The organism is Arthrobacter alpinus (assembly GCF_900105965.1).
In the GTDB taxonomy this organism is placed as follows: Bacteria; Actinomycetota; Actinomycetes; order Actinomycetales; family Micrococcaceae; genus Specibacter; species Specibacter alpinus.
The window spans coordinates 1369171-1395705 of record NZ_FNTV01000001.1; the positions used below are offsets into that span (position 1 = coordinate 1369171).

23 protein-coding genes are annotated in these 26535 nt (G+C 59.9%); 11 read left to right on the forward strand and 12 right to left on the reverse strand.

Annotation, left to right across the window (positions count from 1 at the left end; translation table 11 throughout):
* Positions 1-27: 27 nt before the first annotated feature.
* The 3 genes from BLV41_RS06440 to BLV41_RS06450 all read right to left on the reverse strand — a co-directional run bounded on the left by BLV41_RS06440 (position 28) and on the right by BLV41_RS06450 (position 3250).
* Positions 28-2130, reverse strand: coding sequence for an HNH endonuclease signature motif containing protein (locus BLV41_RS06440; RefSeq protein WP_074711060.1), 2103 nt, complete (start codon positions 2128-2130; stop codon positions 28-30).
* A 215-nt stretch (positions 2131-2345) separates the two neighbouring features.
* The gene (locus BLV41_RS06445) at positions 2346-2768 is read right to left on the reverse strand and encodes an organic hydroperoxide resistance protein (RefSeq protein ID WP_044570275.1); all 423 of its coding nucleotides are present in this window, start codon (positions 2766-2768) and stop codon (positions 2346-2348) included.
* Entirely contained in the window at positions 2765-3250 is a 486-nt protein-coding gene (locus tag BLV41_RS06450) for a MarR family winged helix-turn-helix transcriptional regulator (RefSeq protein WP_083360624.1), read from the reverse strand. The genes BLV41_RS06445 and BLV41_RS06450 overlap by 4 nt, the downstream gene beginning before the upstream one ends.
* A gap of 248 nt (positions 3251-3498) precedes the next feature.
* On the opposite strand from BLV41_RS06450, the gene BLV41_RS06455 reads away from it, so the two are divergent.
* Positions 3499-4776: an FAD-binding protein gene (locus BLV41_RS06455; RefSeq protein ID WP_074713149.1), complete on the forward strand. Its 1278-nt coding sequence runs from the start codon at positions 3499-3501 to the stop codon at positions 4774-4776.
* Positions 4777-4896: 120 nt separating this feature from the next.
* On the opposite strand, the gene BLV41_RS06460 is transcribed toward BLV41_RS06455, so the two are convergent.
* From BLV41_RS06460 to BLV41_RS06485, 6 genes are read right to left on the reverse strand one after another with little or no spacing between them, the layout of a single operon-like run.
* Complete coding sequence (locus BLV41_RS06460; RefSeq protein WP_074711061.1) at positions 4897-6021, reverse strand: Gfo/Idh/MocA family protein; 1125 nt, start codon at positions 6019-6021, stop codon at positions 4897-4899.
* Positions 6006-6704 carry a ThuA domain-containing protein gene (locus BLV41_RS06465; protein WP_074711062.1) on the reverse strand — a complete coding sequence of 233 codons (699 nt, stop codon included), beginning with the start codon at positions 6702-6704 and terminating at the stop codon, positions 6006-6008. Before BLV41_RS06465 ends, BLV41_RS06460 begins: the two co-directional genes overlap by 16 nt.
* Positions 6701-7903 carry a Gfo/Idh/MocA family protein gene (locus BLV41_RS06470; RefSeq protein WP_074711063.1) on the reverse strand — a complete coding sequence of 401 codons (1203 nt, stop codon included), beginning with the start codon at positions 7901-7903 and terminating at the stop codon, positions 6701-6703. Before BLV41_RS06470 ends, BLV41_RS06465 begins: the two co-directional genes overlap by 4 nt.
* 22 nt (positions 7904-7925) lie before the next feature.
* The gene (locus BLV41_RS06475) at positions 7926-8771 is read right to left on the reverse strand and encodes a carbohydrate ABC transporter permease (protein ID WP_425284288.1); all 846 of its coding nucleotides are present in this window, start codon (positions 8769-8771) and stop codon (positions 7926-7928) included.
* Between the two features lie 49 nt (positions 8772-8820).
* Positions 8821-9762 carry a carbohydrate ABC transporter permease gene (locus tag BLV41_RS06480; RefSeq protein ID WP_074711065.1) on the reverse strand — a complete coding sequence of 314 codons (942 nt, stop codon included), beginning with the start codon at positions 9760-9762 and terminating at the stop codon, positions 8821-8823.
* Positions 9759-11084: an extracellular solute-binding protein gene (locus tag BLV41_RS06485; RefSeq protein WP_074711066.1), complete on the reverse strand. Its 1326-nt coding sequence runs from the start codon at positions 11082-11084 to the stop codon at positions 9759-9761. Before BLV41_RS06485 ends, BLV41_RS06480 begins: the two co-directional genes overlap by 4 nt.
* 222 nt (positions 11085-11306) lie before the next feature.
* On the opposite strand from BLV41_RS06485, the gene BLV41_RS06490 reads away from it, so the two are divergent.
* The 6 genes from BLV41_RS06490 to arfA all read left to right on the forward strand — a co-directional run bounded on the left by BLV41_RS06490 (position 11307) and on the right by arfA (position 18611).
* Positions 11307-12347 (forward strand): LacI family DNA-binding transcriptional regulator, encoded by a 1041-nt coding sequence (locus tag BLV41_RS06490; RefSeq protein WP_074711067.1) that lies wholly within the window; start codon positions 11307-11309, stop codon positions 12345-12347.
* Between the two features lie 113 nt (positions 12348-12460).
* The gene (locus BLV41_RS06495; protein ID WP_074711068.1) at positions 12461-13465 is read left to right on the forward strand and encodes a LacI family DNA-binding transcriptional regulator; all 1005 of its coding nucleotides are present in this window, start codon (positions 12461-12463) and stop codon (positions 13463-13465) included.
* A 318-nt stretch (positions 13466-13783) separates the two neighbouring features.
* Positions 13784-15106: an extracellular solute-binding protein gene (locus tag BLV41_RS06500; RefSeq protein WP_074711069.1), complete on the forward strand. Its 1323-nt coding sequence runs from the start codon at positions 13784-13786 to the stop codon at positions 15104-15106.
* 75 nt (positions 15107-15181) lie between these two features.
* A complete protein-coding gene (locus BLV41_RS06505) occupies positions 15182-16120 on the forward strand; it encodes a carbohydrate ABC transporter permease (protein ID WP_074711070.1) in 939 nt (312 codons plus the stop codon).
* A 3-nt stretch (positions 16121-16123) separates the two neighbouring features.
* Positions 16124-17026 carry a carbohydrate ABC transporter permease gene (locus BLV41_RS06510; RefSeq protein ID WP_074711071.1) on the forward strand — a complete coding sequence of 301 codons (903 nt, stop codon included), beginning with the start codon at positions 16124-16126 and terminating at the stop codon, positions 17024-17026.
* Positions 17027-17072: 46 nt separating this feature from the next.
* Positions 17073-18611 (forward strand): arabinosylfuranosidase ArfA, encoded by a 1539-nt coding sequence (arfA, locus tag BLV41_RS06515; RefSeq protein ID WP_074711072.1) that lies wholly within the window; start codon positions 17073-17075, stop codon positions 18609-18611.
* A gap of 65 nt (positions 18612-18676) precedes the next feature.
* Here arfA and BLV41_RS06520 read toward each other — a convergent pair whose 3' ends face one another.
* The 3 genes from BLV41_RS06520 to BLV41_RS06530 all read right to left on the reverse strand — a co-directional run bounded on the left by BLV41_RS06520 (position 18677) and on the right by BLV41_RS06530 (position 21212).
* Positions 18677-19792, reverse strand: a complete 1116-nt coding sequence (locus BLV41_RS06520; protein ID WP_074711073.1) for an FAD-dependent oxidoreductase — start codon at positions 19790-19792, stop codon at positions 18677-18679.
* Positions 19793-19928: 136 nt separating this feature from the next.
* Entirely contained in the window at positions 19929-20480 is a 552-nt protein-coding gene (locus tag BLV41_RS06525) for an NAD(P)H-dependent oxidoreductase (RefSeq protein WP_044570523.1), read from the reverse strand.
* Between the two features lie 159 nt (positions 20481-20639).
* The gene (locus BLV41_RS06530; protein WP_074711074.1) at positions 20640-21212 is read right to left on the reverse strand and encodes a flavin reductase family protein; all 573 of its coding nucleotides are present in this window, start codon (positions 21210-21212) and stop codon (positions 20640-20642) included.
* Positions 21213-21523: 311 nt separating this feature from the next.
* On the opposite strand from BLV41_RS06530, the gene acs reads away from it, so the two are divergent.
* Genes acs through BLV41_RS06550 form a run of 4 tightly spaced genes read left to right on the forward strand, consistent with a single transcriptional unit; the run spans position 21524 to position 26494 of the window.
* Positions 21524-23494, forward strand: coding sequence for an acetate--CoA ligase (gene acs, locus BLV41_RS06535; RefSeq protein ID WP_074711075.1), 1971 nt, complete (start codon positions 21524-21526; stop codon positions 23492-23494).
* Positions 23491-24669, forward strand: a complete 1179-nt coding sequence (gene sfnG / locus BLV41_RS06540; RefSeq protein ID WP_074711076.1) for a dimethylsulfone monooxygenase SfnG — start codon at positions 23491-23493, stop codon at positions 24667-24669. The genes acs and sfnG overlap by 4 nt, the downstream gene beginning before the upstream one ends.
* Complete coding sequence (locus BLV41_RS06545) at positions 24669-26003, forward strand: O-acetylhomoserine aminocarboxypropyltransferase/cysteine synthase family protein (protein ID WP_074711077.1); 1335 nt, start codon at positions 24669-24671, stop codon at positions 26001-26003. The genes sfnG and BLV41_RS06545 overlap by 1 nt, the downstream gene beginning before the upstream one ends.
* Entirely contained in the window at positions 26000-26494 is a 495-nt protein-coding gene (locus BLV41_RS06550; RefSeq protein ID WP_074711078.1) for a CoA-binding protein, read from the forward strand. Before BLV41_RS06545 ends, BLV41_RS06550 begins: the two co-directional genes overlap by 4 nt.
* The last annotated feature ends 41 nt before the right edge of the window (positions 26495-26535 follow it).

Below are 26535 nucleotides of genomic sequence, written 5' to 3' on the forward strand. Positions count from 1 at the left end.
GGAATTTTGCAGGGTCCAGTCTGGTGGTCATCTTGGGTTGTTTTGGCCTAGGGAGGGGTTTTCGAGTGCGTGTTGGATGGCTTCTTGGATGAGGGTTTCTTCCTCCTCGGCGTTGATTGGGAAGAGGCCGGGTGGGGGTTCGGGCATGCCTTCCGGTCCCCAGCTGCCGTCGTCTTCTGGCGTGTGCAGTAGTTCTTGTTCCCAGTGGTGTTCAGGTTGCTCTGCGAGCTTTTGTGCGAGCTTGGCGTCCATGCCCGCCTTGATCCACTTCGGGTAGGCGGGAGCTTGCTCGAGTTCCGGTTCCGGAGGGCAGTACCGTCCGGAGGGTGAGGTCCAGGAAACACGGCCGCCTTCTGCGCGTCTGGGTGTCCAGCCGCGCAGGTGGAGGTTGTGCCGTTCGGGTTCGTTGATGGATCGATAGTGGCCGTAGCGGTTTTTGTCGTCGTTGAAGTGCTTCATGTGGTGGTGGCGTTTGCAGAGATGTTCGAGGTTTGCTGGGGTGGTTTTGCCGCCTGCGTTGAAAGCTTGCATGTGGTCGACCTCTGAGGTGGAGGCTTTCGCGTTGCAGCCGGGGAATTGGCAGTATTCATCCCTGATGCGCAGCATGGTCCGCATGGACTTCGTGATCCTGTAACTATCCATGGCAGCCTCTAAGGGGTTGTTACTGATCGGGTCCACGAGTAGTCGGTACATGCTCGGTGCCGACTCTGTCATCCGCTTGGCTACCTCCATGCTGATGGGTCCGGCGCCTTCCATCCAGGCCGGCTCATTCGTCAGCCCCAGTAGTGAGAATACGGGAATTAGTACCACCGGTAGTGCCTGTGGCAGGGGCGGGTACGGGGTGTTGTGGCTCGTGTCGGGTCCGGTACCGGGCGGCGCCTCACCCGGGGCGGGGTCGAGGTGGATGACGTCTAGTTCTGGATGCCAGTACGGGGTGTTTGTGATATCTGGTTCCCTGAACCCGGGGGAGGAGTAATCGGGATCGTCAAAGGCCGGGACCAGGTCTCCTTCGAGGGTGAAGGCCCCTCGAGAGGGATCCGGGAACGGGTCACCGTGACAGGGCTCAGGCTCCCTGGGGCGGAACCAAGCATCCCCTGTGGCAGCACCCGCACCGGAGCTGGCACCTCCATCTCCAGCCCCACCTGCACCTGCGCTTGTACCGTTTCCGGGGCTGGTGCCGGTGCTGAGGGTGTTGTCGACGGTGTCCGTGGGGGCGGGGCGGTAGATGTGGTTCTGGGTCATGGTTTGGTTTAGGAGCAGGGCTGCGGCCACGTCGGCGCGGAGTTGGGTCAGGGTGCGGGTTTCGTGGGGGCCTTGGGCTGCGGTGGCGGTGAGGGTGCATTGGTCCCAGATCGCCTCGATCGCGGGGGAGGGTGCGTAGAGGCTGAGCCAGGACATGCCATCGAGGCTCCGACTCACCCCAAGCCGGCGGTCGGTGTAGGCGCGGCGGGTGCGGGCGGGGATGGTTTCCGGGTGGGAGCGTTCCCGCAGGCGACGTGCTTTCTCCTTGAATCTCCGCAGCGTGCTGCCCTCAGCCTTGTTCAGTAGTGCTTGTTCGAAGGCGGTGACTGTTTCTGTGTCGAGGCCGGTGGTGCGAAGCAGGTCTGATTCCTCGGCGATCACCACTGCGTAGTCCCAGCCCAGCTCCCCGGATTCCATGGCGGCCAGGGACTCGGGCAACTCACGAACGAGGGTGCTGGCGTGCCCCATGAGCCTGCCGGCCGCGCCTTCCGGGATGTGGAGGGTGATGGCGAGTTCGGCACGGACCTGGTTCAGGGAGTGGGTGCGTTGCCAGGGATCCAGCGTCAGCAACTTCCCTTCGATCAGGGTGGTTGATTCAAGTTGTTCCACGAGCGTGATCAGCAGTGCCGCGCACTGGTTTTGATGCCGGTGCAGGGCCGCGACGGCGTGCAAGCACTGATCCATCAGGGACCGGACCCCATCCAACTGCGAATACGAGGCAGGCCCGGTTGCTCGGGGGGCCGGACGTGGCGGCAGTTCGCGGAGGGCGTGGAGGCAGTGCTCCAGTGGCTCGACCCTGGGCAAGGGGAGCGCGGCAATCAGTTCCGCCACACTGGCTGTGGTGGATGAATCACCCCGAGACTCCGGGAAATCCGTTGAACTACCCATACCACAATTTTAGTCTATATTTTCTTGAAGGACTATAGTTGCTAGAAGTTTTATTCTATAAATTGTTCGTGGATGGTTTCATCGGCACGTGGACCGCATCTTCTGTCACGGACCAACGTACCGACACAGTGCGTCGGATGCGTGCCCGGTGGGTTGAGCCTGCCGAAACCCTTGATTTCAACACGCCCAACCCACCAAGCGCCACGCCAACCTACTTAGTCGTCTGAGACGGAAATGGTGACCTCAATGTTGCCGCGAGTTGCATTTGAATACGGGCACACCTGGTGAGCGGCGTCAGCGAGGGCCTGTGCCGTGGTGGCCTCGATGCCGGGCAAAACAACTTCCAAGGCAACGGCCAATTCGTAGCCACCTGCGCCGTTTGGGCCCAGGTGCACCTGGCCACCCACGGAAGAGTCAGAGATGTCGACCTTTTGCGTTCGGGCAACCAGCTGCAGTGCCGAGTGGAAGCAGGCAGCATAGCCGGCTGCGAACAGCTGTTCCGGGTTTGCCCCATCGCCCGATCCGCCCATGGCCTTGGGCATGGCAAGATTCAGGTCAAGTTCGCCATCAATGGTGCGGACCTTGCCGTTGCGGCCGGCTCCGGTAGCGAGTGCTTCGGCGGTGTAAAGGGGAGTCATGAGATACCTTCCAGATGCGTTGAATTCTTCGATGGTGAAGTGGACAGCTGACGCATGCCCTCGGTGATTCGATGAAGCTGATGGATAAGATCCCGTGCCTGCGCAGCTGATTCAAAGCCATACGCAGCGCGCAGGCCCTGCAAGGCGGTGAGCACGTCCTTCAACATGGTCCGCCCTTCGGAGGTGAGCGTCACGGTGACCACCCTTTCATCTTCCGATGAGCGTTGCCGCAGAACTAGCTGGCGTTGTTCGAGCCGGCGCAGCAGAGGGGAGAGCGTTCCGGAATCCAGGCTCATTCTGCTGCCCAAATCCCGAATGCTCAGCCCAGCCCCCGAGGTGCTCGTCTCCAGCAAGACGATGTATTGCGTGTAGGTTAGCCCCCACGGTTCGAGCGCTACACGGTGCGCCTTGGCCACGGCGTTCGACGCGGAATAGATTGCGAAGCAAACCATGGAATCAAGGTGATAATCGTTCTCCGTCATAGCTCAAGTGTACACAACTTAATTGCGCACAACCTAAATTCATGCCGAAGCCGGCCAGTCGTTAGCCGTACGGATAAGTGCCGAAAATCAACATAAAGGAGAAATTTCGCAGCAGGGGCGGCCAGGCGCTTCCCATTGGCGAGCTAGGTTCCCATTCCTGCGGGAAATCTATGGATATGCGTCCCGATTCTTGATATGTTGTTGATCACATCAAATAAGGCATGAACTAAGAGAACAAGGTGGTTCCCGTGACTGCGGAGCTGGATACAATCGAATGGAACTGGGCCGGAAATTACAGCTACGGAGCTAGCGACATTCACCGGCCGGAGTCTGTTGAAGATCTTCAGGCCTTGGTGGCCGCGGCCCCAAAGATTCGGGCACTGGGTTCACGCCATTCCTTCAATCCGCTGGCAGATTCCGAAGGTGTCCTGGTCAGCCTAGCGAATCTGGCACCGAATATTACCCTCGACGCCGAAAACCTCACGGTAAGTGTCAGCGCAGGAACCACGTATGGGGTGCTCGCCACAGAACTTTCGAAGCACGGCTTTGCGCTGCATAATCTGGCCTCACTGCCGCATATTTCCATTGCCGGCGCCATCGCGACCGGGACGCACGGTTCGGGGGACGGAAACGGAAATCTCGCCACATCCGTCGTGGGAATGACTTTCGTCGATGCACGTGGCGAGCTCGTCACTGTGAGCCGTGAAGACACGCCCGATTTCGCCGCTTATGTTGTGGGGCTGGGTGCGTTTGGCATTCTCACCGAGGTAACGTTGCGGATCGAAACGAGTTTCATGGTCGCTCAGCACGTGTACTCGTCTCTTCCCTGGGACACTGTTCTGGCCAACTTGGACACCATCACCTCCACGGCGTATTCGGTCAGCCTTTTCACGGACTGGAGCGGTGACACCGTGGGACAAGCTTGGTTCAAGCAACGTCAGGGCGACGGACTCACGAAGAACTTCCCGGAAGAGCTCTTTGGTGGCAGGGCAGCTACGACTGAACGCCACCCGCTGCCCAATGTATCGGCTGTGAACTGCACTCCGCAGCTGGGCTTGGCCGGAAACGCCTCTGACCGGCTCTCTCACTTCCGCATGGATTACCTGCCCAGCAATGGGGACGAGATTCAGAGCGAGTATCTGGTTCCACGGGAGCACGCGGTGGCGGCCATCAACGCAATGCGGCAGCTCACGAGCGTCATCACACCTTTGCTGTTGGTGGCAGAGATTCGCACCATTGCGGCAGATGACTTGTGGCTCAGCGGAAACTACGGCCGTGACGGCATTGGTCTGCACTTCACCTGGCGGCTGGATCAGACTGCCGTGGAGGACGTGCTGCCGTTGGTCGAAGAAGCATTGGCACCTTTCGGGGCAAGGCCGCACTGGGGCAAAGTCTTCACTCTTGATGCCGCCGCCATTGCCCCTCTGTACCCAAGGTTTGAAGATTTCAAGGCACTGGTTCGCCAGGCGGATCCACAAGGGAAGTTCGGCAATAAATTCCTTGAACGCGCTGTTTTCGCCGACTAAAAGCCGACTAAGAAGTGTGGCCTGCACTGGCTCAAGAGTCCGTGCAGGCAGCACACTAAAGGCCACCTTCGCAGTGCGTTCAGTCAACGCACTGCGAAGATGGCCTCTAGTTGTTTGCTGCTAGACGGATCCGGCGAGGGATTCGAGATGACCTAGGCGCGTTAGCGGGACAATGTCGGGGCGCAGGCACGTGCTGGCTACCTCCACGCGTTGACCCGTGTGGGCCGATTCCAAGACTGACTCCATAATCTCCAGTGCGTGGAAGGCGAGTGCGCCCCCGGCGCGCGGCTCTTGCCCTGGTGCGGTCGCGGCAAGATCGTGCAGCCCAATCCCACGGGCGCCGTCCACGTAGCCGGCCGAAACCGGCAGGGTCTCCCACGCGTCACCCCCGAGGCGGCGCAGTTTCACGTCGCCCTCGAACCTGTTTGGGTCCGGAACGATGAGCGATCCGCTTTCCCCGTGGATCTCGATGTTGGCGGCCTGCGTGGCCACAGCATCAAAGCTCATGACCAAAGTGGACAGCGTGCCGGACTCATGAATCAGCACACCGCTGACGTGGGTGTCCGTGGAGACCGGAATCTCCTCGCCGGCCCGCGGTCCGGAGCCGATGGTGCGGGAGTCCCGTGTGTGGCTGGCGGCGCCAATAACCGACTTCACCGGTCCCAACAACGTCACCAGGGCGGATACGTAGTACGGACCCATGTCCAGCAAAGGGCCACCGCCGGGAACATAGTAAAAGTCCGGATTGGGATGCCAGCGCTCGTGTCCGGGGCACATCATGGTGGCCGTCGCCGAGATTGGACGGCCAATCAGACCATCATCAATCGCACGCCGGGCAGTCTGTGTACCCGTGCCCAAAACCGTATCGGGAGCACACCCCACAGTGAGCCCGGCCACCGCCGCGGCGGCGAGGACTCCAGCAGCCTCTTCGGCCGTGGCAGCCAGCGGTTTTTCACCGTACACGTGCTTGCCGGCCGCAATCGCTTGCAGCGCCACCTGCGCGTGGGCGGCCGGGATGGTGAGGTTCAAGACCAGCTGCACCTCGTCGTCGTCCATGAGTTCTTGCACCGACAAGGCACGGACGCCGGGTAGATCAGCGGCCACCGCCTCGGCACGGGACACGTCCAGGTCAGCCACGGCAACGAGCCGAAGGGTGCCTAGTGAGGGCAGCGTGCTCAGGTACTGGGCAATGATATTTCCACAACCCACAATGCCAATATTCAAGATGTTTAGCGGCTCGCCCACAACATGCCCCTTTCGATGATGGTCTTTACGTTGGGATCTTCCAGAATTTCCACGCGATGGCCCGGGGTTGAGACGAAGATTCGGCCCTTGCCCCACTGGCGGGTCCAGATCGCGGGGGAGGTGACCTCACGATTCCAGGGATCCCACTCCCTGACCTTTTGGGTGGTTGTTGCCAGGACGTCGATGTAACTGTCGGCCAGGACCCAGTACTGTTCGGTGACAAGGTCAAAGTCGCCAATGCCTTCGGTGATGGGATGGTTGGCGGCCGCGGCGTTCATGCTGACCGTGTAAGGAACGTAGTTGTCTGATTGTTCGCCCGTGGCTTCGTCCGCGTGCTTGCCCGGGTGGCAGGCAAATTGCCCGCCGATTAAGTGCAGATAGTCGGAGTTGTTGCGGTAGGAATCGGCAATCCCACCGTGCCAACCTGCAAGTCCCGTGCCGTTCTCGACTGCGGCGCGCAGGCCCTTGAACTCTTCCGGCTCAATGGTGGTCATGGTGTTGCATTGCACGATCAAATCCACGGCGGCCATGTATTCGGCCTCGGCGTAGACGGCTGTGTTCTCCTCGACGCGAACGTCGAAGCCGTTGTCGCGGAGGTAGGGAATGAATAATTCGGTGGTCTCGACGGGCTGGTGTCCGTCCCAGCCGCCGCGCACAACGAGTGCGTTCTTCAAGGTTGTCATGGCGTTTCCTCAATATTGGTGGTGGTCCAGTGGCTGTTGTTGGTTGCGCTTTCCTCGACCGCGGCCAGGACCCGTTGAACGCCGAGTGCCTCGGCGAACGACGGCGTGGGCTGGGTTTTGTTGCCGAGCGCGGTCACGAGCTCCACTACTTGGTGGGTGAAGCCGTGTTCGTAGCCGAGTCCGTGACCTGTTGGCCACCAGTTGCCCACATAAGGGTGCTCGGGTTCGGTGACCATGATGCGATGGAAGCCACGCTCTCCAGCCGCGTCGCGCTCGTCGTAGTACTGCAGGAAGTTCATGTCCTCGAAGTCGAAGGCCAGCGAGCCCAGAGTGCCGTTAATCTCCAACCGCATTGCGTTCTTTCTGCCCAATGCCGCGCGGGTGGCCTCGAACACCCCGATGGGTCCGGCGTCGAACCTGGCGCTGAAGATGACGGCGTCATCCACCGTGACGGGACCCATCTCGGTGTTCTCATCAACCGTGCCGTTGCCGCCGAGTCCAACGTAGTCGCCGCCGGTGGGGCGTTGGGTGGTGAACGTTTCCATAATGGCCGAGACGCCGGTGATGCGTTGGCCAGTGACGAACTGGGCGGCGTCGATACTGTGGGCGCCGATATCACCCAGGGCTCCGGAGCCGGATTTTGCTTTGTCCATGCGCCACGTGAGTGGTGCGTTCTCATCGGAGAGCCAGTCCTGAAGGTACTGGGCGCGAACGTGGCGGATGGCCCCCACCTTGCCCTCTGCAACCATGCGTTTCATGAGCGCCAGGGCCGGGGTGCGCCGGTACGAGTACCCGCACATGGCAAAGACACCGTTCCTTGCAGCCTCCGCGGCAACGGCAGTCATCTCCTGCGCCTCTGCCACGCTGTTGGCGAGCGGTTTTTCGCACAGGACATGCTTGCCGGCCTTGAGCGCGGCGATGGCGATTTCCGCGTGGGTGTTTCCGGGGGTACAGATGTCGATCAGGTCGATGTCGTCACGTTCGATCAGGGCCCGCCAGTCGGTCTCCGTGGAGGCCCAGCCCATCTGCGTTGCGGCATGTTCGACGGCGGATTGGTTCCGTCCGGCGATCGCCGTCAGTTCCGGGATCAGTGGCAGGTCAAAGAAGCGGTGCGCACTGCGCCACGCATGGGAGTGGGCGGCACCCATGAACGCGTAGCCGGCCATGCCCACACGCAGGGCAGCTTTGTCCTTCGTCATATTATTAGGGTCCTTTCGAGGATTATTTGCTGAAGCCTGCGGTTAGGCCGCTGAGCAGTTGGCGGCGGCCTACGATGTAGAGAACCAGGACCGGAAGCGTGCTCAAGACAACCGAGGCCAGGACGGCTGGAATGTTGACGCTGAACTCGCCTTGGAAAGTCCACAGCCCCAGCGGCAGAACCCGAAGTTCCGGGCTCTGGGTCAGGATCAACGGCAGCAGGAAGCCATTCCACACGCCCAGGCCGTTGTAGATGCCCACGGTGACGATGGCCGGTTTGGTGAGTGGCAGCGCCAGGCGCCACATGGTTTGCCATTCGCTGCAGCCGTCCAGTCGCATGGACTCGAATAGTTCGTTGGGCACGTCCCGGATGAAGTTGCACATGATCAACACGCTGAGGGGAATGGCGAAGGCCACCGAGGGCAGGATGATGGCTAAGAGGCTGTCGTACAAATTCATCTTGATGATCATGAGGTAGACCGGGATGATGGTCGCCTGCAGGGGAATGGCCAGACCCATGAGGAAAAGCGCATTGACGCCCTTGAGGAACTTGCCGTTCCCGCGAACAATCGCAAAAGAGGCCATGAAGGCCACCACGAGCGTGGGGATCACCGCACCCACGGTGATGATGACGCTGTTGAGGAAATAGCGGGTGAAGTCTGCCTCAAGCACCATCTTGTAGTTTTCAAGCGTGGGCTCGGCCGGAATGGCCAGGGGATTTTGGCTAAAATAGCCGGCCTGGGTTTTCAGGCTCGTGATGACAATGTAGTAGATCGGAATGATGATGATGGCCAGCCACAGCCAGCCGGACGCCCCGCCCGCGAGGTTGAACCTGCCCCGGCGGAGATACTTTTGTCGCGGCTTTTGCATCTGCTGTTCCCATGGTTTCATAGCGGATCGAGTCAAGGTGGTGCTCATCTCACATGCCTTCCAGTTGGCTTCCGGTGCGGTCCTTGCCACCCAATCGCTGCAGGAACAAGGCCATGACGAGCCCAATCACCACAAGTATGACGGCCACAACGCTGGCCGGGCCCATCAGGTTGGCCCGGAATCCGGTCAAGTACATGTCAAGGGGCAAAATTCGGGTGGCATTGCCTGGTCCGCCCGAGGTGAGCACAAAGATCAGGTCGAAGTACGTCAATGCCCCAACCGTCATGAGCGTAGAGGAGGTGATGATGGTGTATTTCAGCTGGGGCACCGTGATGAAAAAGAACTGCTTGATCCGTCCCGCACCGTCAATCTCAGCCGCTTCATAGATGGAGCGGGGTATCTGGCGAACCCCGCCCTGATAGATGAGGGTATGGAAGGGCACAAACTGCCAGGCGATGACAAAGATTACGACCCCGAGAGCCAGGTTCGGGTTGCCCAGCCAGTCCTGCGCGAGGAACGGTAGGTGCAGGCCCGCGGCCAGGCCGAAGTTGGGATCCAGAAGCGCCTTGTAGGCGATGGCGATAGCGGCGGAGGAGAGCAGGAGAGGCAAGAAATACAGCACCGCCAAGACGGCCCGGTACTTTTGGCTGCCAGCTGTGAAGGTCCCCAGGAGGAGACTGATGGGAGTCTGGATCAGCCACGAAAGGATCATGACCACAAAGGTCAGCCACAGCGCGTGGTACATGCCAGGGTCGGCGAATACCTCCAACCAGTTGGCCATTCCGGCAGCCTTGATGGCTCCGATGCCATCCCAATGCGTAAAGCTGAGCACCAGTACGCCGGCCAGGGGGATGATGGCAAAGACGACGAAGAAGATCAAGGCCGGAACGGCCAGCCAGGCGAGCTGGCCGGTGCGTCCCTTGGAAACATCTGCCTCCTTGCTTTGCCGCCGGGGTGGCGCCGCCGTCGCTGTGAGGTTGTTCGCGCTCATTTGCCGATCGTCGCATTCATGTTTGCCGCAAACTTCTCGGGCGTGATGGAGCCGACGAACAATTGGTCAATGTTGTTCAGCAAGGCCTCAGCGGCCGTGGGGCTCAAGGCTTGGTCCCAGGACTGCTGGAAACTGGGCGCGTCCTTGCTGATCGTATAGACGTAGCTGAGGAAGTCCTTGTCATCGGAAGCATCGAACTTCGCCTCCAGCCCGTTGACCACGGGCACGGATCCCGAGGCAATGTACGCCTGCACTTCGTCGTCGGCCAGAAGCCCTTCAGCAAGGAACTTCTTCGCCGATTCCTTGGCGGTGTCGCTTGCCTTGGATGAGATGGAGAGGTAGTTGGAGGGATTGCCCACCACGTTCTTCGGGTCTCCCTTGCCGCCGTCCACGGCGGGGAAGTCAACCCACCCCAGCTTTCCGCCGGAAACGAAATCGCCGCCGTCGTTCTTCATGCCTCCGTAGGTCCAGGCACCATGGAGCATCATGGCAGCCTTGCCCGTGTATAGCAGGGCCTGGTCGGCATTGGAGTCGGCGGTGATTGAGGAGAAGCCCTTGATGAAGCCGTTGGCGTTGACGAGTTCCTGAATTTTCGTCAGCGCCTCAAGGGCTGCGGCGTTTGACCATGCGTCGGCCTTGTTGTTGAAGATGTCGGCGAAGACCTCGGGCCCTCCCACGCGGTCGAACATGTATTCAAGCCACATCATGGATGTCCAGCGGGACTGCCCGGCCAAGGAAATGGGTGCGATCCCCCGATCGTTAAAAGTCTTTGCCAGGGCGATGAGCTCATCCCAGGTCTTGGGCGGCTGGGCGCCGGCCTTGGTGAAGAGCTCCTTGTTGTAGTAGAAGACGATCGGTTGGACCGTCGTGGCGGGAATGGCGTAAATCTTGCCATTGACCGTCGCTGCACCGAAGGACGACGGGAAGAGCCTGTCCTTGACTTTGGGGTTGGCGGCAAACCAGTCGGTGAGGTCTTCCACCTGGGCGGCCTCCGCGTAGGACTTCAAGACGCCGCCGCCCCATCCGTAGATGATTGTGGGCGACTGGTCGGCACCTATCGCCGTCTTGATCTTGGTCTTGTAAGCGTCGTTCTGAAAGAACGTGACAGCTATTTCATTTCCTGAGTTGGCCTTCCCAAAGGCGTCCACCGAATTCTTGCGAATGGTCTCGTTGGGGTCGCCGCTGACAGACCACATGGATGCGCCGGACCCGGAGCTGCCACCCGGGCCCGAGGTGCCACAAGCGCTGAGGCCCCAGACGGCCAGGGGGGCCAGACCGGCAAGCGTGAGAAACGACCGGCGGGAAGTGGTGTTGTGTTCCATTCTTATCTCCATTGAAAAGAGCCAATACGTGGCTGCGTTGAATGCGGATGACGAATAAAAAGAATAAGGTCTTCGAAATATTTCGCAACTAATTCTATGACTGGATTGAACATAGTGGTGATTGGCGTCACATGTCAACCCTTCATCCTTTACATTTGACGCAACCACTGCCAATGTTGCAGACTTCGATGACTGAAACATTTCGGAAAGGCTGGATTTGGCATGAATCAACCGAGCTTGAAGGTCAAGCCAGTCCTGGCAACTGTTGCCGCCCTGGCGGGCGTTTCGGCGCCTACTGTGTCCAAGGTGATCAATGGACGCGACGATGTCGCCGAGGCCACCCGCTTGCGAGTCCAGGCTGCACTGTCGGAACTGGGCTACGAGTCTCCAATGCAGCGTCGGGCCAGGTCGGTGGGCCCGGTCATGGTTGACCTCGTCATAGACGGCACCAATACGCAATACTCCATGGAGCTGCTCACCGGAATCCTTGACTGTGCCGCCATCGAAGATGTTGATGTGGTGGTTGGCAATGTGACGCCAGCCAAGCTGCACCGGGCCAACCACGAGGAATGGGCTCAGCGCATGGTGGAATCGGGGCGCAAGGGATTAATTCTTGTCACCTCCGAACTCACCAGCCACCAACTCGGATCTTTTCAACAACGCAACATTCCAGTGGTGGTGATTGACCCCTTAAACCCGCCACGGCAGGGTTTTTCGAGCGTTGGTGCCACCAATTGGGCCGGAGGCAAGGAAGCGACTGAACACTTGATTGGCTTGGGGCACGAGCGCATCGCGTTCCTGGGTGGCCCCAACGCCGCCGAGTGCAGTGTCGCAAGGCTCCATGGCTACTTGGCCGCCCTCATGAGCCATGGGATTTCCTCGCGACCAGAATACATTTTGGCAGGGGAGTTCAATGCTCGCTTTGGCGTCGCGGGAACGAAGCAACTGCTTGCGTTGGACGAACCGCCGACGGCGATTTTTGCTGGCTCCGATGGCACGGCTCTCGGTGTCTTGGAGGAAGCCAGAAAACGTGGCCTCCGGGTACCTGACGACTTGAGCCTGGTGGGATTCGACGGCACACCCCTGACCGAACAGACCCTGCCGCGGCTGACGTCGGTAGCGCAGCCACTTCAGGAAATGGGAAGGGCAGCCTTGCGGGCGGTGCTTCGCCTGGTCAAGGGCGAGGAACTGGATTCGGCTCACATGGAACTCGCCACAGAGTTGGTCATTAGAGACTCGACGGCGCCTCCGCGTAAAAGTTAGAGGCAGATGGATCGCGTTCGACGTCGTGACGCGTGTCGTTGGAATGCGGCATGCGCCCGGTAGTGTGATGGTGTCATTGGCGCAGGGCCGAGGCATTGACGAAAAGGGGATCGATGCGGGCCACCGTCAAAGATGTTGCCGCACGTGCGGGAGTGTCTCCAAAAACTGTCTCCAACGTGGTCAACGGCTTGGTGCCTGTTAGTGAAGCAACCAAGGCAAAAGTTGAAGCGGCCATTGCGGAGCTTGACTACATCCCAAATCTCTCCGCGCGGGGCCTGCGTAACGGACGCTCAGGCGTCATAGCCTTGGCGCTCCCTGACCTGGGAACGCCGTACTCTGCCGAAGTGGCCCACCACATCGTGGAAGTGGCACATGAGCAAGGGTGGAGTGTTCAGCTTGAGGAGACCGGGCACGATTCGCAGCGCGAATTTGACCTCGTCTCAAAGGCCCGGGCGAACCTCATCGACGGGCTCATTCTCAATCCGGTGGCCCTGGACGAGAGTGCCATCCGAGTGGGCGGCAACCTGCCCCCTATGGTGATGATCGGCGAAGTTGTCCAACAACGCGTGGATCATGTGGGTGTCGACAACTTCAATGCTGCCCGTGAGATGACGCTGGCACTTGCGGCCGGCGGCAGGAAGCGCATAGCGATTCTGGGCGGCACTGAGAGGCGGCGCACGGACACGGCTGTCATCCGTACACGCGGATATCGTCAGGCACTGACCGAGCTGGGCATTGAACATGACCCTCTTCTTGAAATTCCATGCGATGAATGGACGCCAGGCGGTAGTGCTCGAGCCCTGCGGATTTTTCTTGGCAGCCACGACCTGCCCGAGGCCATTTTCTGCTTTACCGATTCGCTAGCCATCGGGGCCCTTAGCGTCTTGGCTGGGGCTGGGCATCGAGTGCCCCAGGATGTCCTCGTTTCCGGTTTCGATGACATTGACCACGGCAAGTTCGCCGTGCCGGCGCTGACAACAATTTCCTTTGATAAGCGAGTCCTCGCAGAGGAGGTCTTGCGGCTTCTGACCGGGCGCATGGCCGATAGCCGACGTGAACCCGTGGAGGTCACCCTGCCTTATCGCCTTGTGTCCCGCGCCAGCACGGAAGTCCGCTAACTTTCGAAGCCACGCGTTCGGGGCCGCTCCCAACGAGGGTCACAATCGCGTCGAATGCAGGGCCGGCCCGCTCCATTGTGGCGCCACCGGGTAGGAATTTGAGGGCCATTGCAGCCCTCGGGCCCCAGCACCCCTGACCCAAACGCCGTCGTAAAAGAAATATTGTTCACGCTCACAAAAATACTTGTGCCACGCATTACAACGATGTAATCTGTGGAGCAGATCACAATCACTGGTGTGTTTCCACTTCCGAGAGTCTCGGAAGATACAAGGCAATGACCAGATCTTGAAGTGCAATCGCATCCAAAGGAGTGAGCGATGAATCAAGTCAATAACTTCTCCCGCCGGCAATTGCTGCGCGGTGGGGGACTGGCCCTTTCGGCCATCGGCGTGGGCGGTTTGCTCTCCGCCTGTGGCGGTTCCGCCAATGCAGCGCAGAAAGAGCAACTGCGTTTCTGGCACCTGCTCTCGGGCGGGGATGGCATCAAAATGCAGGCCATGATTGATGCGGCCAACGCGTCGCAGCAGGAATTTCATGTCAATCCAACCGTCTTGGCCTGGGGACCCCCGTACTACACGAAGCTGGCCATGGCGTCGGCTGGAGGCAGGCCGCCGGAAGTGGCTGTCATGCACGCCTCTCGCGTTGCCGGCTACGCCCCAGGCGGGCTTCTGGACTCGTGGGATCTGGATCTACTGGCCAGCAAGGGTGTGTCCGAGCAGGACTTTGCGCCGCGAATCTGGGAAAACAGTCTGCAGGATGGGAAATTGTTCTCCATCGCCCTCGATTCACACCCGTTTATTCTCATGTACAACACCGAGGTGGCGGGGAAGGCAGGACTGCTCGGCGCAAATGGCCAGCTGGAATCCACGTACACCCCCGAGGGCTTCAAGGAAATGGCCGTAGAGATGGCCAAGGTTACTGGCAAGCACGGCCTCTCCTACGGCTATTTGGGCGACGGGGCGCAGATGTGGCGTTTGTTTTACACGCTGTATAAGCAGCATGCGGCACCCATGGAACTTGTCCAAGGTCAAAAAGCCGTGGTTGATCGGGACGTGGCGGTTGATGTACTCGAATACATCCATTCGCTTCTGGATGACACCATTGCAACGCCCAGCGGTGACGGCGGAACGGCCATTGCAGAGTTTGCCGCCCAGGACTCGGGCATGTTCATGAGTGGGGTCTGGGAGCTGCCCACCATGCAGACCGCCAAGGTCCCCTTTGATGCCATGCCCATTCCCACCTTGTTTGGTACACCGGCGGCCTACGCCGACTCGCATTCTTTTGTGCTGCCGCATCAATTGAACCTGGATTCTCGGAAGCGCGAACTTGTCTACTCATTCGTTGCGGACATCTTGAAGGGCTCATTCAGTTGGGCCCAGGCCGGCCACATCCCGGCCTACCAGCCGGTGGTGCAGTCGACCGAGTATGCGGAACTGCTTCCGCAATCGCACTATTCAGGTGCGGCGGACATCATCAACTACGATCCTCGGGCCTGGTTCACCGGTTCCGGATCAGACTTCCAGTCCTTCTTCGCCGAGAACGTCCAGAATGTTTTCCTTGGCCGAACCAAGGCCAAGGATGGCTGGGACTCATTCATTCGACGGCTGGACACCTTGTTGTCCAAGCCCAACCCGGTCTAGAGCCGGCCAAAACACTTCATAGGCATCGCAAGTCATCTTTGGGAGAGTCATTTTTGCGGCAAGGGAGCCAAAGCAATGAGTACGTCCACCGTTTCGAGCACGTCAGATATACCCGCGGTACGAGCACCGGAGAACAATCACGCCATCAAGTTGCGGCGGGACCGCAGACATGGATGGTCCTTCATGGCGCCATTTCTGGTGTTCTTTGGGGTCTTCCTCGTCTGGCCCTTGATTTACGGGCTCTACATGAGTTTCACCGGAAAATCACTCACGGGTGCCAATAGCGAATTCGTTGGTTTCGCCAACTACATCGAGGCCCTTGGTGATGCCGACATGTGGCATTCCATGGGCAACACGTTCTACTTCACCCTCATCAGCACTGTGCCACTTGTCCTTGTAGCCCTGGCGATGGCGGCCTTGGTCAACATGGGGTTGCCGGCGCAGTGGTTGTGGCGGCTGTCCTTCTTTGCGCCGTACCTGCTGGCATCCACAGTTGTTTCATTGTTCTTCGTGTGGATGTACAACCCACAGCTGGGCCTGATCAATGAGCTCCTCGCGAAAATCGGCATTGCCCCGATTGACTGGCTCAACAATCCGGATGTAGCCATGTGGTCGATAGTCATTGCCACCCTCTGGTGGACGGTTGGTTTCAACTTCCTCCTGTACCTGGCCGCCATTGGAAACATTCCCCAGGCTCACTTTGAGGCGGCCCAGCTGGACGGCGCCGGCGGATGGCGGCAGTTCTTCTCCATCACCTTGCCGCAGATCAAGGCCACAACGCTCATGATCGTCATCCTGCAGGTGCTGGCCTCGTTGAAGATTTTCGATCAGGTGTATCAGATGACGGCCGGAGGTCCGGCGGGATCCACCCGAACCGTTGTGCAGTACATCTTCGAGTCCGGCTTCACGGGGTATCGCTTGGGATATTCGGCAGCCATCTCCTACATCTTCTTCGCCATCATTGTCATCGTCTCGATTTCACAGTTCTTTGTCACTCGTAAGAGGAGCGCATAAGCCATGACTGCCTCGACACTCACACCAACCCATGAAAGCGCCGCTGGTGCGCGTCCAACGATCATCAAGCGACGCAGGAAGCGCATCAAGCCGAGCCGAATTCTCGCCACCGTCATCGTGGCGGTCCTGGCCGTCACCTGGCTGGTTCCCTTCGCATGGGCCACCATCACGGCGCTCAAGAGCGAGACCGAGGCGGCGGCATCGCCCATTACCCTGGTGCCCAAATCCGGGTTCACCTTCGATGCGTTCGCCAAGGTTCTGCAACAGGGAAACATTCCCCAGTGGACGGTGAACTCGCTTTTCACCGCGGCAGCCATCACCATCATCACCTTGGCCATCTCTACGCTGGCCGCCTATGCGCTGTCCAGGATTGACTTCAAGGGCCGGAAGGTCATGATGACAATCATCGTGGCATCACTCATTGTGCCGCCGCCGGTGCTGATCATTCCGTTGTTTTACCAGATGGTCTCATTTCACATGATTGACACGTACTGGGGCATCATCCTGCCGCAAGTCATTGCCCCGGCCATGGTGTTTGTGCTCAAGAAGTTCTTTGACCAGATCCCGCGCGAACTTGAAGATGCGGCGCTCGTGGATGGCGCCGGCCGGATTCGGATTTTCTGGCAGGTGGTGCTTCCGCTCTCACGGCCCATTCTTGCCGCGGTTGCCATCTTCGTTTTCATCGGCGCCTGGAACAACTTTCTCTGGCCCTTCATCGTCACCAATGAAAGTTCCATGCTGACCCTTCCGGTTGGCCTGCAAACCATCAAGAGCGCCTATGGCATCCAATACGCCCAGAACATGGCATCGGCCCTGTTGGCGGCGTTGCCATTGATTGTGGTGTTCCTCTTCTTCCAACGCCAAATCATCAAGGGCATTTCCACCACCGGCCTGGCCGGAACCTAATTTTTCCTTCACGTCAACAACGAAAACACAACAGGAGAACAGCATCATGTCCCGTGCACGGATCAGTATTGACCGCGATTTCACCATCTCAGAAGTACCGCACCGCCTCTTTGGTTCATTCGTCGAGCACATGGGCCGGTGTGTTTACACCGGCATCTACGAACCAGGCCATGCCGAAGCCGACGAGCAAGGCTTCCGCAAGGACGTCCTAGCCCTCACCAAGGAGCTCGGCGCCACGGTGATCCGCTACCCAGGCGGCAACTTTGTCTCGGGCTACAACTGGGAAGACGGGATTGGCCCCGTGGCCAACCGCCCGCGCCGACTCGATGGTGCGTGGCACACGCTGGAAACGAACGCTTTTGGTCTGCACGAGTTTGTAGATTGGTCCCGCAAGGCCGGGACCGAGATTATGGAGGCCATCAACTTGGGCACCCGGGGGGTGGATGCTGCCCGTGAGATCGTGGAGTACGCCAACCACCCCGGCGGCACATACCTTTCTGATCTGCGTGCCAAGAACGGTCACAAGGATCCCTTCGACATCAAACTCTGGTGCCTGGGAAATGAGATGGATGGCCCTTGGCAGATCGGCCACAAAACGGCGCAGGAGTATGGCCGGCTGGCACAGGAGGCCGGCAAGGCCATGCGCCTGGTTGACCCAACCATTGAATTGGTGGCCTGCGGCAGTTCCAGCTCGGCCATGCCCACCTTCGGTGAATGGGAGCAGACGGTCCTGACGCACGCTTACGAGGAGGTGGATTATGTCTCGCTGCATGCTTACTACCAGGAGCACGACGGCGATGCGGCCAGTTTCCTTGCCAGCGCTGTTGACATGGACTACTTCATCGAATCAGTGGTGGCCACCGCGGATTCGGTCGGAGCCAAGGGTAAGCACAAGAAGAAGATCAACCTGTCCTTCGACGAATGGAACGTCTGGTACCAGAGCGGGTTGGACACAGAAGACCAGCCCCACCGCGTCAACGCCTCGGGCTGGCGCGAACACCCGCGTGTGATCGAAGACAAATACAACGTCACCGACGCCGTCGTGGTGGGCACGCTCCTGAACTCACTGCTCCGTCATGGAGACCGGGTCAAGATCGCCAACCAGGCCCAGCTGGTCAACGTGATCGCCCCGATTCTGGCCGAGCCGAACGGGGCAGCCTGGCGTCAGAGCATTTTCTACCCGTTCTCCCGGATGGCAGAGCTGGCCAAGGGCCAGATCCTGCGAACCCAGGTGGACTCCGACAAGGTTGAAACGGCCAAGTTCGGTGATGCAGACCTGGTGGATGTCAGCGCAACGTGGGATGAAGAAAACGGCCGCATGGCACTGTTCTTCGCCAACAGGGGGCTCGATGAGGCGGCCGACGTCGAGGTGGCACTGCGTGGCTTCGATGCAGGCCGGGTAGTCCGGGCAGAGGTGCTGGCTGCTCCCGAGGGGCAGGACCGCTTCACTAAGAACACCGTGGATGCGCAGGATCAGATTGGCATGGCACCGCTGGCCGGCGTCAAGGCCTCCGGCGACGAGCTGCGACTCACGCTCCCTGCACTGTCCTGGGCGGTTGTGGAACTGGAAGTGGCCAAGAACTAGGAATCCAGGAAGGTGGGGTGCCGGCGCACGCGCAATGCCCGGTACCCCCACCGCGGTTAAGGCACTTACCGCGAGCCGGGAGCTCGAAAAATTTCCGGGGACTCAATGCCGTCGGCGAGATCAGCCAAAATCCGTCCAATGGCCGGAGTGAATTTGAAGCCGTGCCCGGAGAAGCCCGCGCCGAGCACGATGGGCCCGAATTTGTCCAGAATAAAGTTACCGGTATCCGTGGACGTATAGGTGCAACTGATGGGCTCGAAGGAATCCGCGTCCAGGCCCGGGAACCAATCGCTCACATAGCGGCGCAGGGCCTCCATCTGGGCGACGTCGGCCGTGAAGCTCCGCTCGTCGGGATCAACCACGGGTCCCACTCCGTGCCACCCAATCTTGATACCTTCGCCAGGGGTCAACATCCCATACGTGGGGCTGTACCAGTAGTCGTCATCGCCAGCGCCGGGGTCAGGATTGTGGTTGAAGCTCGGCCAGTCAAACGTTGAGCCGACGGGTTGGAAATGGGCTGGTTGCTCCTGGGTCACCACAAGCCGGGGGAGCTCCACTATTCCTTGGAGCAGCTTCCGTGTCCACGCTCCCGCCGTCACAATAACGCGCGTGGCCCGGTATTCGGTGGAGTCTGTGGATACAGACACGAGATCATCACCCAGAACGGCCAGATCCCGGACGGGCGTTTCGTAGAGGAACTGTGCACCCTTGGACTCGGCCGCCTGACGCAACGCCATGAGAGCATCCGCCGCCCGTACACGTCCCGACTCGGGAACGAAGAGGACATCTGAGCGAAAGCGCATACCCTGCCAGCGATCCATGGCTTCCTGAGGTCCCATGAAGGAACTTTTGATGCCAAATCCTTGGTGAGAATGATGAATTGCCTTAAGGACGTCCAAATGACCGTGGTTGACCAGGCCCACCAAATCCAACAATTGCACGCCAGTCTCAAGCGCAAGATCATCCCAGAGTGCACGCGCCTCGCTGACAAGGCGCAGATACTCCGGCCGTTGATAGGCAATGTTGAAGTTTCTCGTGGCGCCGTGAGAAGCACCCATGCTGTGGCCTGCAGCGAAACGTTCCAACAACACCACGGACTTCCCTCGGCGAGCAACGCTCAAGGCGGCCGCGGAACCCATGGCGCCGCCACCAATGACAACTACGTCGACGTTTGTAACCACGATTCCAACTCCACTTCCCGTCCGTGCCGTGCTGTGCCGGCTTGCCCGTCCATCATGCCACGAGGTGAAAGCGACATTAAAGGCGCTGTGCCCCCACCCGTTAGGGTCGGGGCACAGCATTGATCGCTACGAGCGACTAGTTCTTTGCAGCTACGGCGCGAATGCCTTCAAGCACGGCGGCAACCTGGCCAGCCACTTCGGCGTCGTCCTTCGGGTGAAGTTCGGCGAACCGCACTACCGAGTTGGGGATGGACAGCTTGATGTCATCGAGGACGTTGGCGCCAGCAATGCTGAGAGCCTTGCGGGCCTCATCCTGGGCCCAGACGCCGCCGAACTGGCCAAATGCGGTGCCGATGACAACAGCCGGCATGTCCTTGGCAACACTGTTGCCGAAGGGACGGGACAGCCAGTCAATGGCGTTCTTCAAGACCGCAGGCATGGTGCCGTTGTATTCGGGGGAGACCAGCAGCAGCGCGTCGGATTCGGCGGCGGCGGCACGCAGTTCGCGTGCTGCTTGGGGAACCTGGCCTTCAACGTCGGTGTCCTCGTTGTAGAACGGGATGTTCTCCAACCCGGAGAAAACGTTGACGGTGACGCCGTCGGGGGCGTTCAAGACCGTGGCCTCCGCCAACTGACGATTGGTGGAACCGTTACGCAAAGAACCTACAAGTGTGAGGACAGTAGTCATAAGGAGATCTCCCGTTGTTGAAGGAATGCGAATGAGCGCATCATGCACTCATCCAAGAAATTTCAAGCTTCAACTATTACTAACGGCATGTGGCCCTCGAAGATTCCATGAACCATGGGTGAGCTGGAACATACTGAGCATGGTTGATCTGTGGCAACGCTAGCCAACCACCGAGGTTTCACTCAGGGAATGCCAGGTCCGGTTGTGGTAGACCAGCGGGCGCGACGCCTGGGCCGTACGGCCCTGCTCGCCGGGAAGGTCAACCTGCAGGATCTGTACCGCAACAACGGTTGAGTCGCCAGCATCCATCTGATTGACAATCCGGCCGCGCATCCAGGCGTTCGACGTCGGCAGGTACGGTTCCCCCGTGATGAGGCGGGACCAGATTGTGGTGTCTTCGAAGCGGTCGATCCCGCTGGTGGCAAAGTTCTTTGCCAAGCCGATCTGGTCTGCGCCAAGGAGGTGGATGACCACCGTTTCCGCCCGCTTGACCGTCGGTGTTGAGGAAGACGCTGAGGACAGCGAGAAGACCACCAGTGGCGGGTTGGCCGAGACGGAAATGACGGATGTGGCGGTCAGCCCTACGGGACCTTCGCCGATGTCGGCGGTGATCACGGCAACGCCGGCCGGATGATTGCGGAAAGCAGACTTGAAGTCGTCGGCGCTGAGCATGTCGGCGAAGCCGTGATGCGCAGAGGAACTTGACTCGGCGATGGCGGTTGATTGCGACATGGTGACTCCTTCATTGCGGCCAGAGTTGGCCTGTGCAGCGGCTGCTGTCATGAATGAAAAATTACCACTGCCCGAACTAATGGACGATTTCCGGTTACGAAGTGTGGCCTCCTACAGCATTTGTTCCGGATAGTGACCATTTGTGACCATAAAATTTGGTGGTGGATGAGGTTATGAGGTCTAGTTATGAAGAAATATTTCTAGCGGCCAAGAGACCTGGAGCACTGAGGCCGCGGTATCCAGTTGTTGGCGGAGGCCCCTCGCTCCCGCTCATGCACTAGGGTGCGACCGCCAGGATTGATGGAGTTTTCATGAGTAGCACCACCCTTGCCCCCGATTCAGCCGCACCGCGATCAACTGCCGACCACCGGTCGGCGGATGATTCCGCCCGCGTGAACTTCTGGGTCGATCAAGCCCACCGGCTTGATTGGGCACAGCCCTGGCACACGGATCACACATTCGTGCCGGCTTTTGATCCCGCCAGTAGCGAACTTCGCGTCCCCGCGATCGAATGGTTCGCCGGCGGAAAAATCAATGCCGCAGTTAACTGCGTTGACCGTCATGTCACGGCCGGGCGCGGTGAAAAAGTTGCACTGTTCTGCGAGGGCGAACCGGGGGACCGCCGGGCCATTACGTATCGGGAATTGCAGGATGAGGTCTGCCGGGCGGCAAACGCGCTTCTTGCCTTGGGGATTGGCAAGGGCGACCGCGTGGTCATCTATTTGCCCGTCATTGCCGAAACCATCATCATCACGCTGGCCGTGGCCCGCATTGGAGCCATTCACTCATTAGTCTTTGGCGGCTTCTCTGCCGAGGCTTTGCAGTTCCGTGTCGAGGATACGGGCGCCAAACTCCTAGTGACCACCGACGGCCAGTTTCGCCGGGGCAAAGCCGTGCCGGTCAAGGCCAATGCGGATGTGGCTGTGTCCGGAGAGAACTCGATTGAGCACGTTTTGGTGGTCCGCCGTACTGGTTCAGAGATCGACTGGACCGAAGGTCGTGACATCTGGTGGCACGACGCCGTCGGCGGTGCAAGTACCGAGCACACTGCAGAGTACTTCGACGCCGAGACTCCGCTGTTTATCATGTACACCTCCGGAACCACGGGCCAGCCGAAGGGACTTGTCCACACAACCGGCGGTTACCTGACTCAGGCTTCCTCCAGCCACGAGCTGCTGTTCAGCAATCCTGATCCGACGCTGCGCGATGCTGATGTGCATTGGTGCACGGCTGACCTGGCGTGGGTTACGGCACATACCTACGAGATCTATGGCCCGCTTTCCAACGGCGTCAGCCAGGTGATCTTCGAGGGCACCCCCAACACCCCGCACCCGGGCCGCCACTTCGAGATCATCGAGCGCTACGGGGTGACAAGCTATTACACGGCACCAACCCTGGTTCGCTCACTCATGGGCTGGTTCCCGGACGGCGTACCCGCCCACCACGATCTCTCGTCGCTTCGGCTCCTGGGAACAGTTGGCGAGGCCGTCAATCCGCAAGCTTGGAGCTGGCTTCGTGACCAACTCGGCGGGGGAACCTTGCCCATGGTTGATACGTGGTGGCAGTCGGAAACCGGTGCCACGATCCTCTCGCCCCGACCCGGCGACACCACGTTCAAGCCCGGATGCGCCTCCCATGCCATGCCCGGGGTCAGCGTGCGGATCGTGGACGACGCCGGGACTGTAGTTAAGCCCGATGTGCAGGGCTTGATTGTGGTGGATGGAATAGGTCCGGCCATGGCCCGCACGGTCTGGGGAAACCCCCAGCGCTACCTCGATTCCTACTGGCGAAAGTTTGCCGAACAGGGTTACTTCCTGGCCGGCGACGGCGCCCGTTACGATGCGGACGGCCACATCTGGATTCTGGGTCGCATTGATGACGTCATCAATATTTCCGGTCACCGGCTTTCCACGATCGAGATTGAATCCGCGCTGGTGTCCCACCCGAGCGTGATCGAGGCCGGTGTGACTCCCGTTGCCGATTCGCTGACGGGGCATGCCGCCGTCGCGTTTGTGGTGGTCCACGGCGAGCCGGAACCCACCGCGTTGGAAGCCGAATTGCGTGCGCACGTGGCACTCAAGATCGGCCCCGTGGCCAAACCAGCAGCCGTCGTGGTGGTTCCTGATGTTCCCAAGACCCGCTCCGGGAAGATCATGCGCAGGCTCTTGGCCCAAATGTTTGAGGATTCGCCCCTGGGCGATACCACCTCGCTACAAAACGAAGAATCAATGGCCGGCATCGTCGCGGCCGTCACCCAGTACAAAAAGAAGGATCACTCATGACCAGCACGCCAGAGAATATTGCCGACTTCGCCACCCCGCTGAAGTTTGCCTACTGGGTTCCGAATGTTTCCGGCGGCCTGGTGGTCAGCACCATTGAGCAGCGCACCGACTGGAGCTTTGAGTACAACAAGAAATTGGCTCAGATTGCCGAGAACAGCGGCTTCGAGTACGCCCTGACCCAGACCCGCTACGCGGCCTCCTACGGCGCTGATCAGCAGCACGAGGCCACGAGCTTCTCGCTGGCCCTGCTCGGTGCAACGGAACGCCTGAAGGTCATCGCGGCCGTCCACCCGGGCATGTGGCACCCCGGTGTTCTAGCCAAGTTCATGATCACAGCCGATCATCTTTCCAACGGCCGCGCGGCCGTCAACATCGTCTCCGGCTGGCTCAAGGATGAGTTCGTCAACTTTGGTCTTGACTGGCTGGAACACGACGAGCGCTACGTCCGCACGGAGGAATTCATCCGAGTCCTGCGCGGACTGTGGACCGAGCAGGACTTCTCGCAAGCAGGCAAGTACTACAACATCAACGAGTTCACCCTTAAGCCGGCCCCCGTGGATGTGCCCGGCCGCGCCCACCCCGAGATCTTCTTCGGCGGCAACTCCACAGCCGCCCAGGCCACGGCTGGCCGAGTTGCCGACTGGTACTTCTCCAACGGCCGCACGCTGGAGGGCTACACCGAGAACGTCAACGGCGTCTTGGCCGCCGCTGCCGAATCCGGCCGCAAGCCGCGCTTTGGACTCAACGGCTTCGTGATCGCCCGCGATTCCGAGAAGGAAGCACGTGAGACGCTGCGTGAAATCGTCGCGAAGGCGCACCGTCCCGCCGTCGAAGGTTTCGCCGCTGCCGTGAAGGAAGCCGGCGCATCCACCAAGGACGGCAAGGGCATGTGGGCCGATTCCTCGTTCGAGGACCTCATACAGTACAACGACGGCTTCAAGACCCAGTTGATCGGCACCCCCGAGCAGGTTGCAACCCGGATCGTGGAGTACAAGAAGCGCGGTGTGAACTTGCTGTTGACCGGCTACCTGCACTTCCAGGAAGAGGTAGCGACCTTCGGCAAGGACGTCATGCCGATTGTTCGCGAACTTGAGGCGGATCTGGCCCGCAAGAACGGAACTGAACTGGACATCTCACTGTTGCCCGAAACCAACTTCGAAAAGGTGTCGATCTAATGACCGAGCATTCCTTTGGCTTTCGGACCCGCGCCTTGCACGCAGGTGGCACGCCCGACGCCGAACATGGCGCCCGTGCGGTGCCGATCTACCAGACCACCTCGTTCGTGTTCAAGAGCACCGACGACGCCGCCAACCTGTTTGCGCTGCAGAAGTACGGCAATATTTACTCCCGGATCGGCAATCCCACGGTCGCCGCATTCGAGGAGCGCATCGCCTCGCTTGAGGGCGGCATCGGGGCTGTTGCGACATCGTCGGGCATGGCAGCTGAGTTCATCACCTTCGCGGCACTGTGCGGGGCAGGTGACCATATAGTTGCCTCCTCAAAACTGTATGGCGGAACCATCACCCAGCTGGATGTAACCCTGCGCCGCTTCGGGGTGGAGACCACCTTCATCGATTCCACCGATCCGGCCGATTTTGCCGCGGCAATCCAGGACAACACGAAGGCCGTGTACACCGAGATCGTGGCCAACCCTTCGGGCGACATTGCCGATCTGGAAGGGCTGGCTGCTGTGGCCCACGAGGCTGGCGTTCCTCTGGTGGTTGACGCCACCTTGAGCACGCCGTACCTCATCAGGCCCATCGAATTTGGTGCCGACATCGTAATCCACTCCGCCACCAAATTCCTCGGCGGACACGGCACAACCCTCGGTGGTGTTGTGGTGGAATCAGGGCGTTTCAATTGGGGCAACGGTAAGTTCCCCACCATGACCGAGCCGGTGGCCTCTTACGGCAATGTGTCCTGGTGGGGAAACTTTGGCGAGTATGGCTTCTTGACGAAGCTGCGGTCCGAGCAACTCCGTGACATTGGTCCGTCCCTCTCGGCCCAGTCTGCTTTCACGCTCTTGCAAGGTGTGGAGACCTTGCCGCAGCGCATGGATGAGCACCTGCGCAACGCCGCCGCCGTGGCAGCCTGGCTCGAAGCGGACGAGCGAGTCTCGTGGGTCAAGTTCGCCGGACTGCCCAGCCACCCCGATTTTGAGCGCGGACGGCGGTACCTGCCCAAGGGTGTCGGCTCCGTTTTTGCTTTCGGTGTGAGCGGCGGCCGTGCTGCCGGGAAGACTTTCATCGACGCCCTCCAGTTGGCCAGCCACCTGGCCAATATTGGTGACTCCCGAACCTTGGTGCTTCACCCGGCGTCCACCACGCACCAGCAACTCACGGCCGATCAGCTCGATGCGTCAGGCGTCCCCGAGGACTTGATTCGGATTTCCGTGGGACTCGAAGACTTGGCCGATATCCTGTGGGATCTTGACCAGGCGTTGACCATTGCTCAGGAATCCACAGAAGACGATGCGGCCCCGTCCTGCACGATCGGAGCAAACGCATGAGCACCACCGAACGCATCTGGGTAGGTCCCTCGGCTCCGGAACGGCTGGCGATCTTGCGAAGGACCCAGTCCATCGCCATTGTTGGAGCCTCGGACAAGCCCTCCCGCGCAAGCTATTTTGTGGCAACGTACTTGCTGTCCTCCAGCCGATACCGCGTGTATTTTGTGAACCCGGTAGCCACGGAGATCTTGGGCCAACCCGTGTACAAGTCACTCGCCGATTTGCCCGAAGTCCCGGATCTGGTGGATGTATTCCGCCGTCATGACGATCTGCCAAGTGTTTTGGCGGAGACCTTGGCCGTGGGCGCCAAGACGTTGTGGCTCCAGCTGGGTTCCTGGCATGAAGAGGTCGCAGCGCGGGCTGAGGCCGCAGGACTTGAAGTGGTCATGGACCGCTGCGTCAAGATTGAGCACGCCCGTTTCCACGGCGGTCTGCACCTGGCCGGCTTTGACACTGGCGTCATCTCCTCCAAACGCCAAGTTCTGGCGTAAGGATTCAAAAGTCAGGAAGGCCCCCGCGGTGCTGGGGCCTT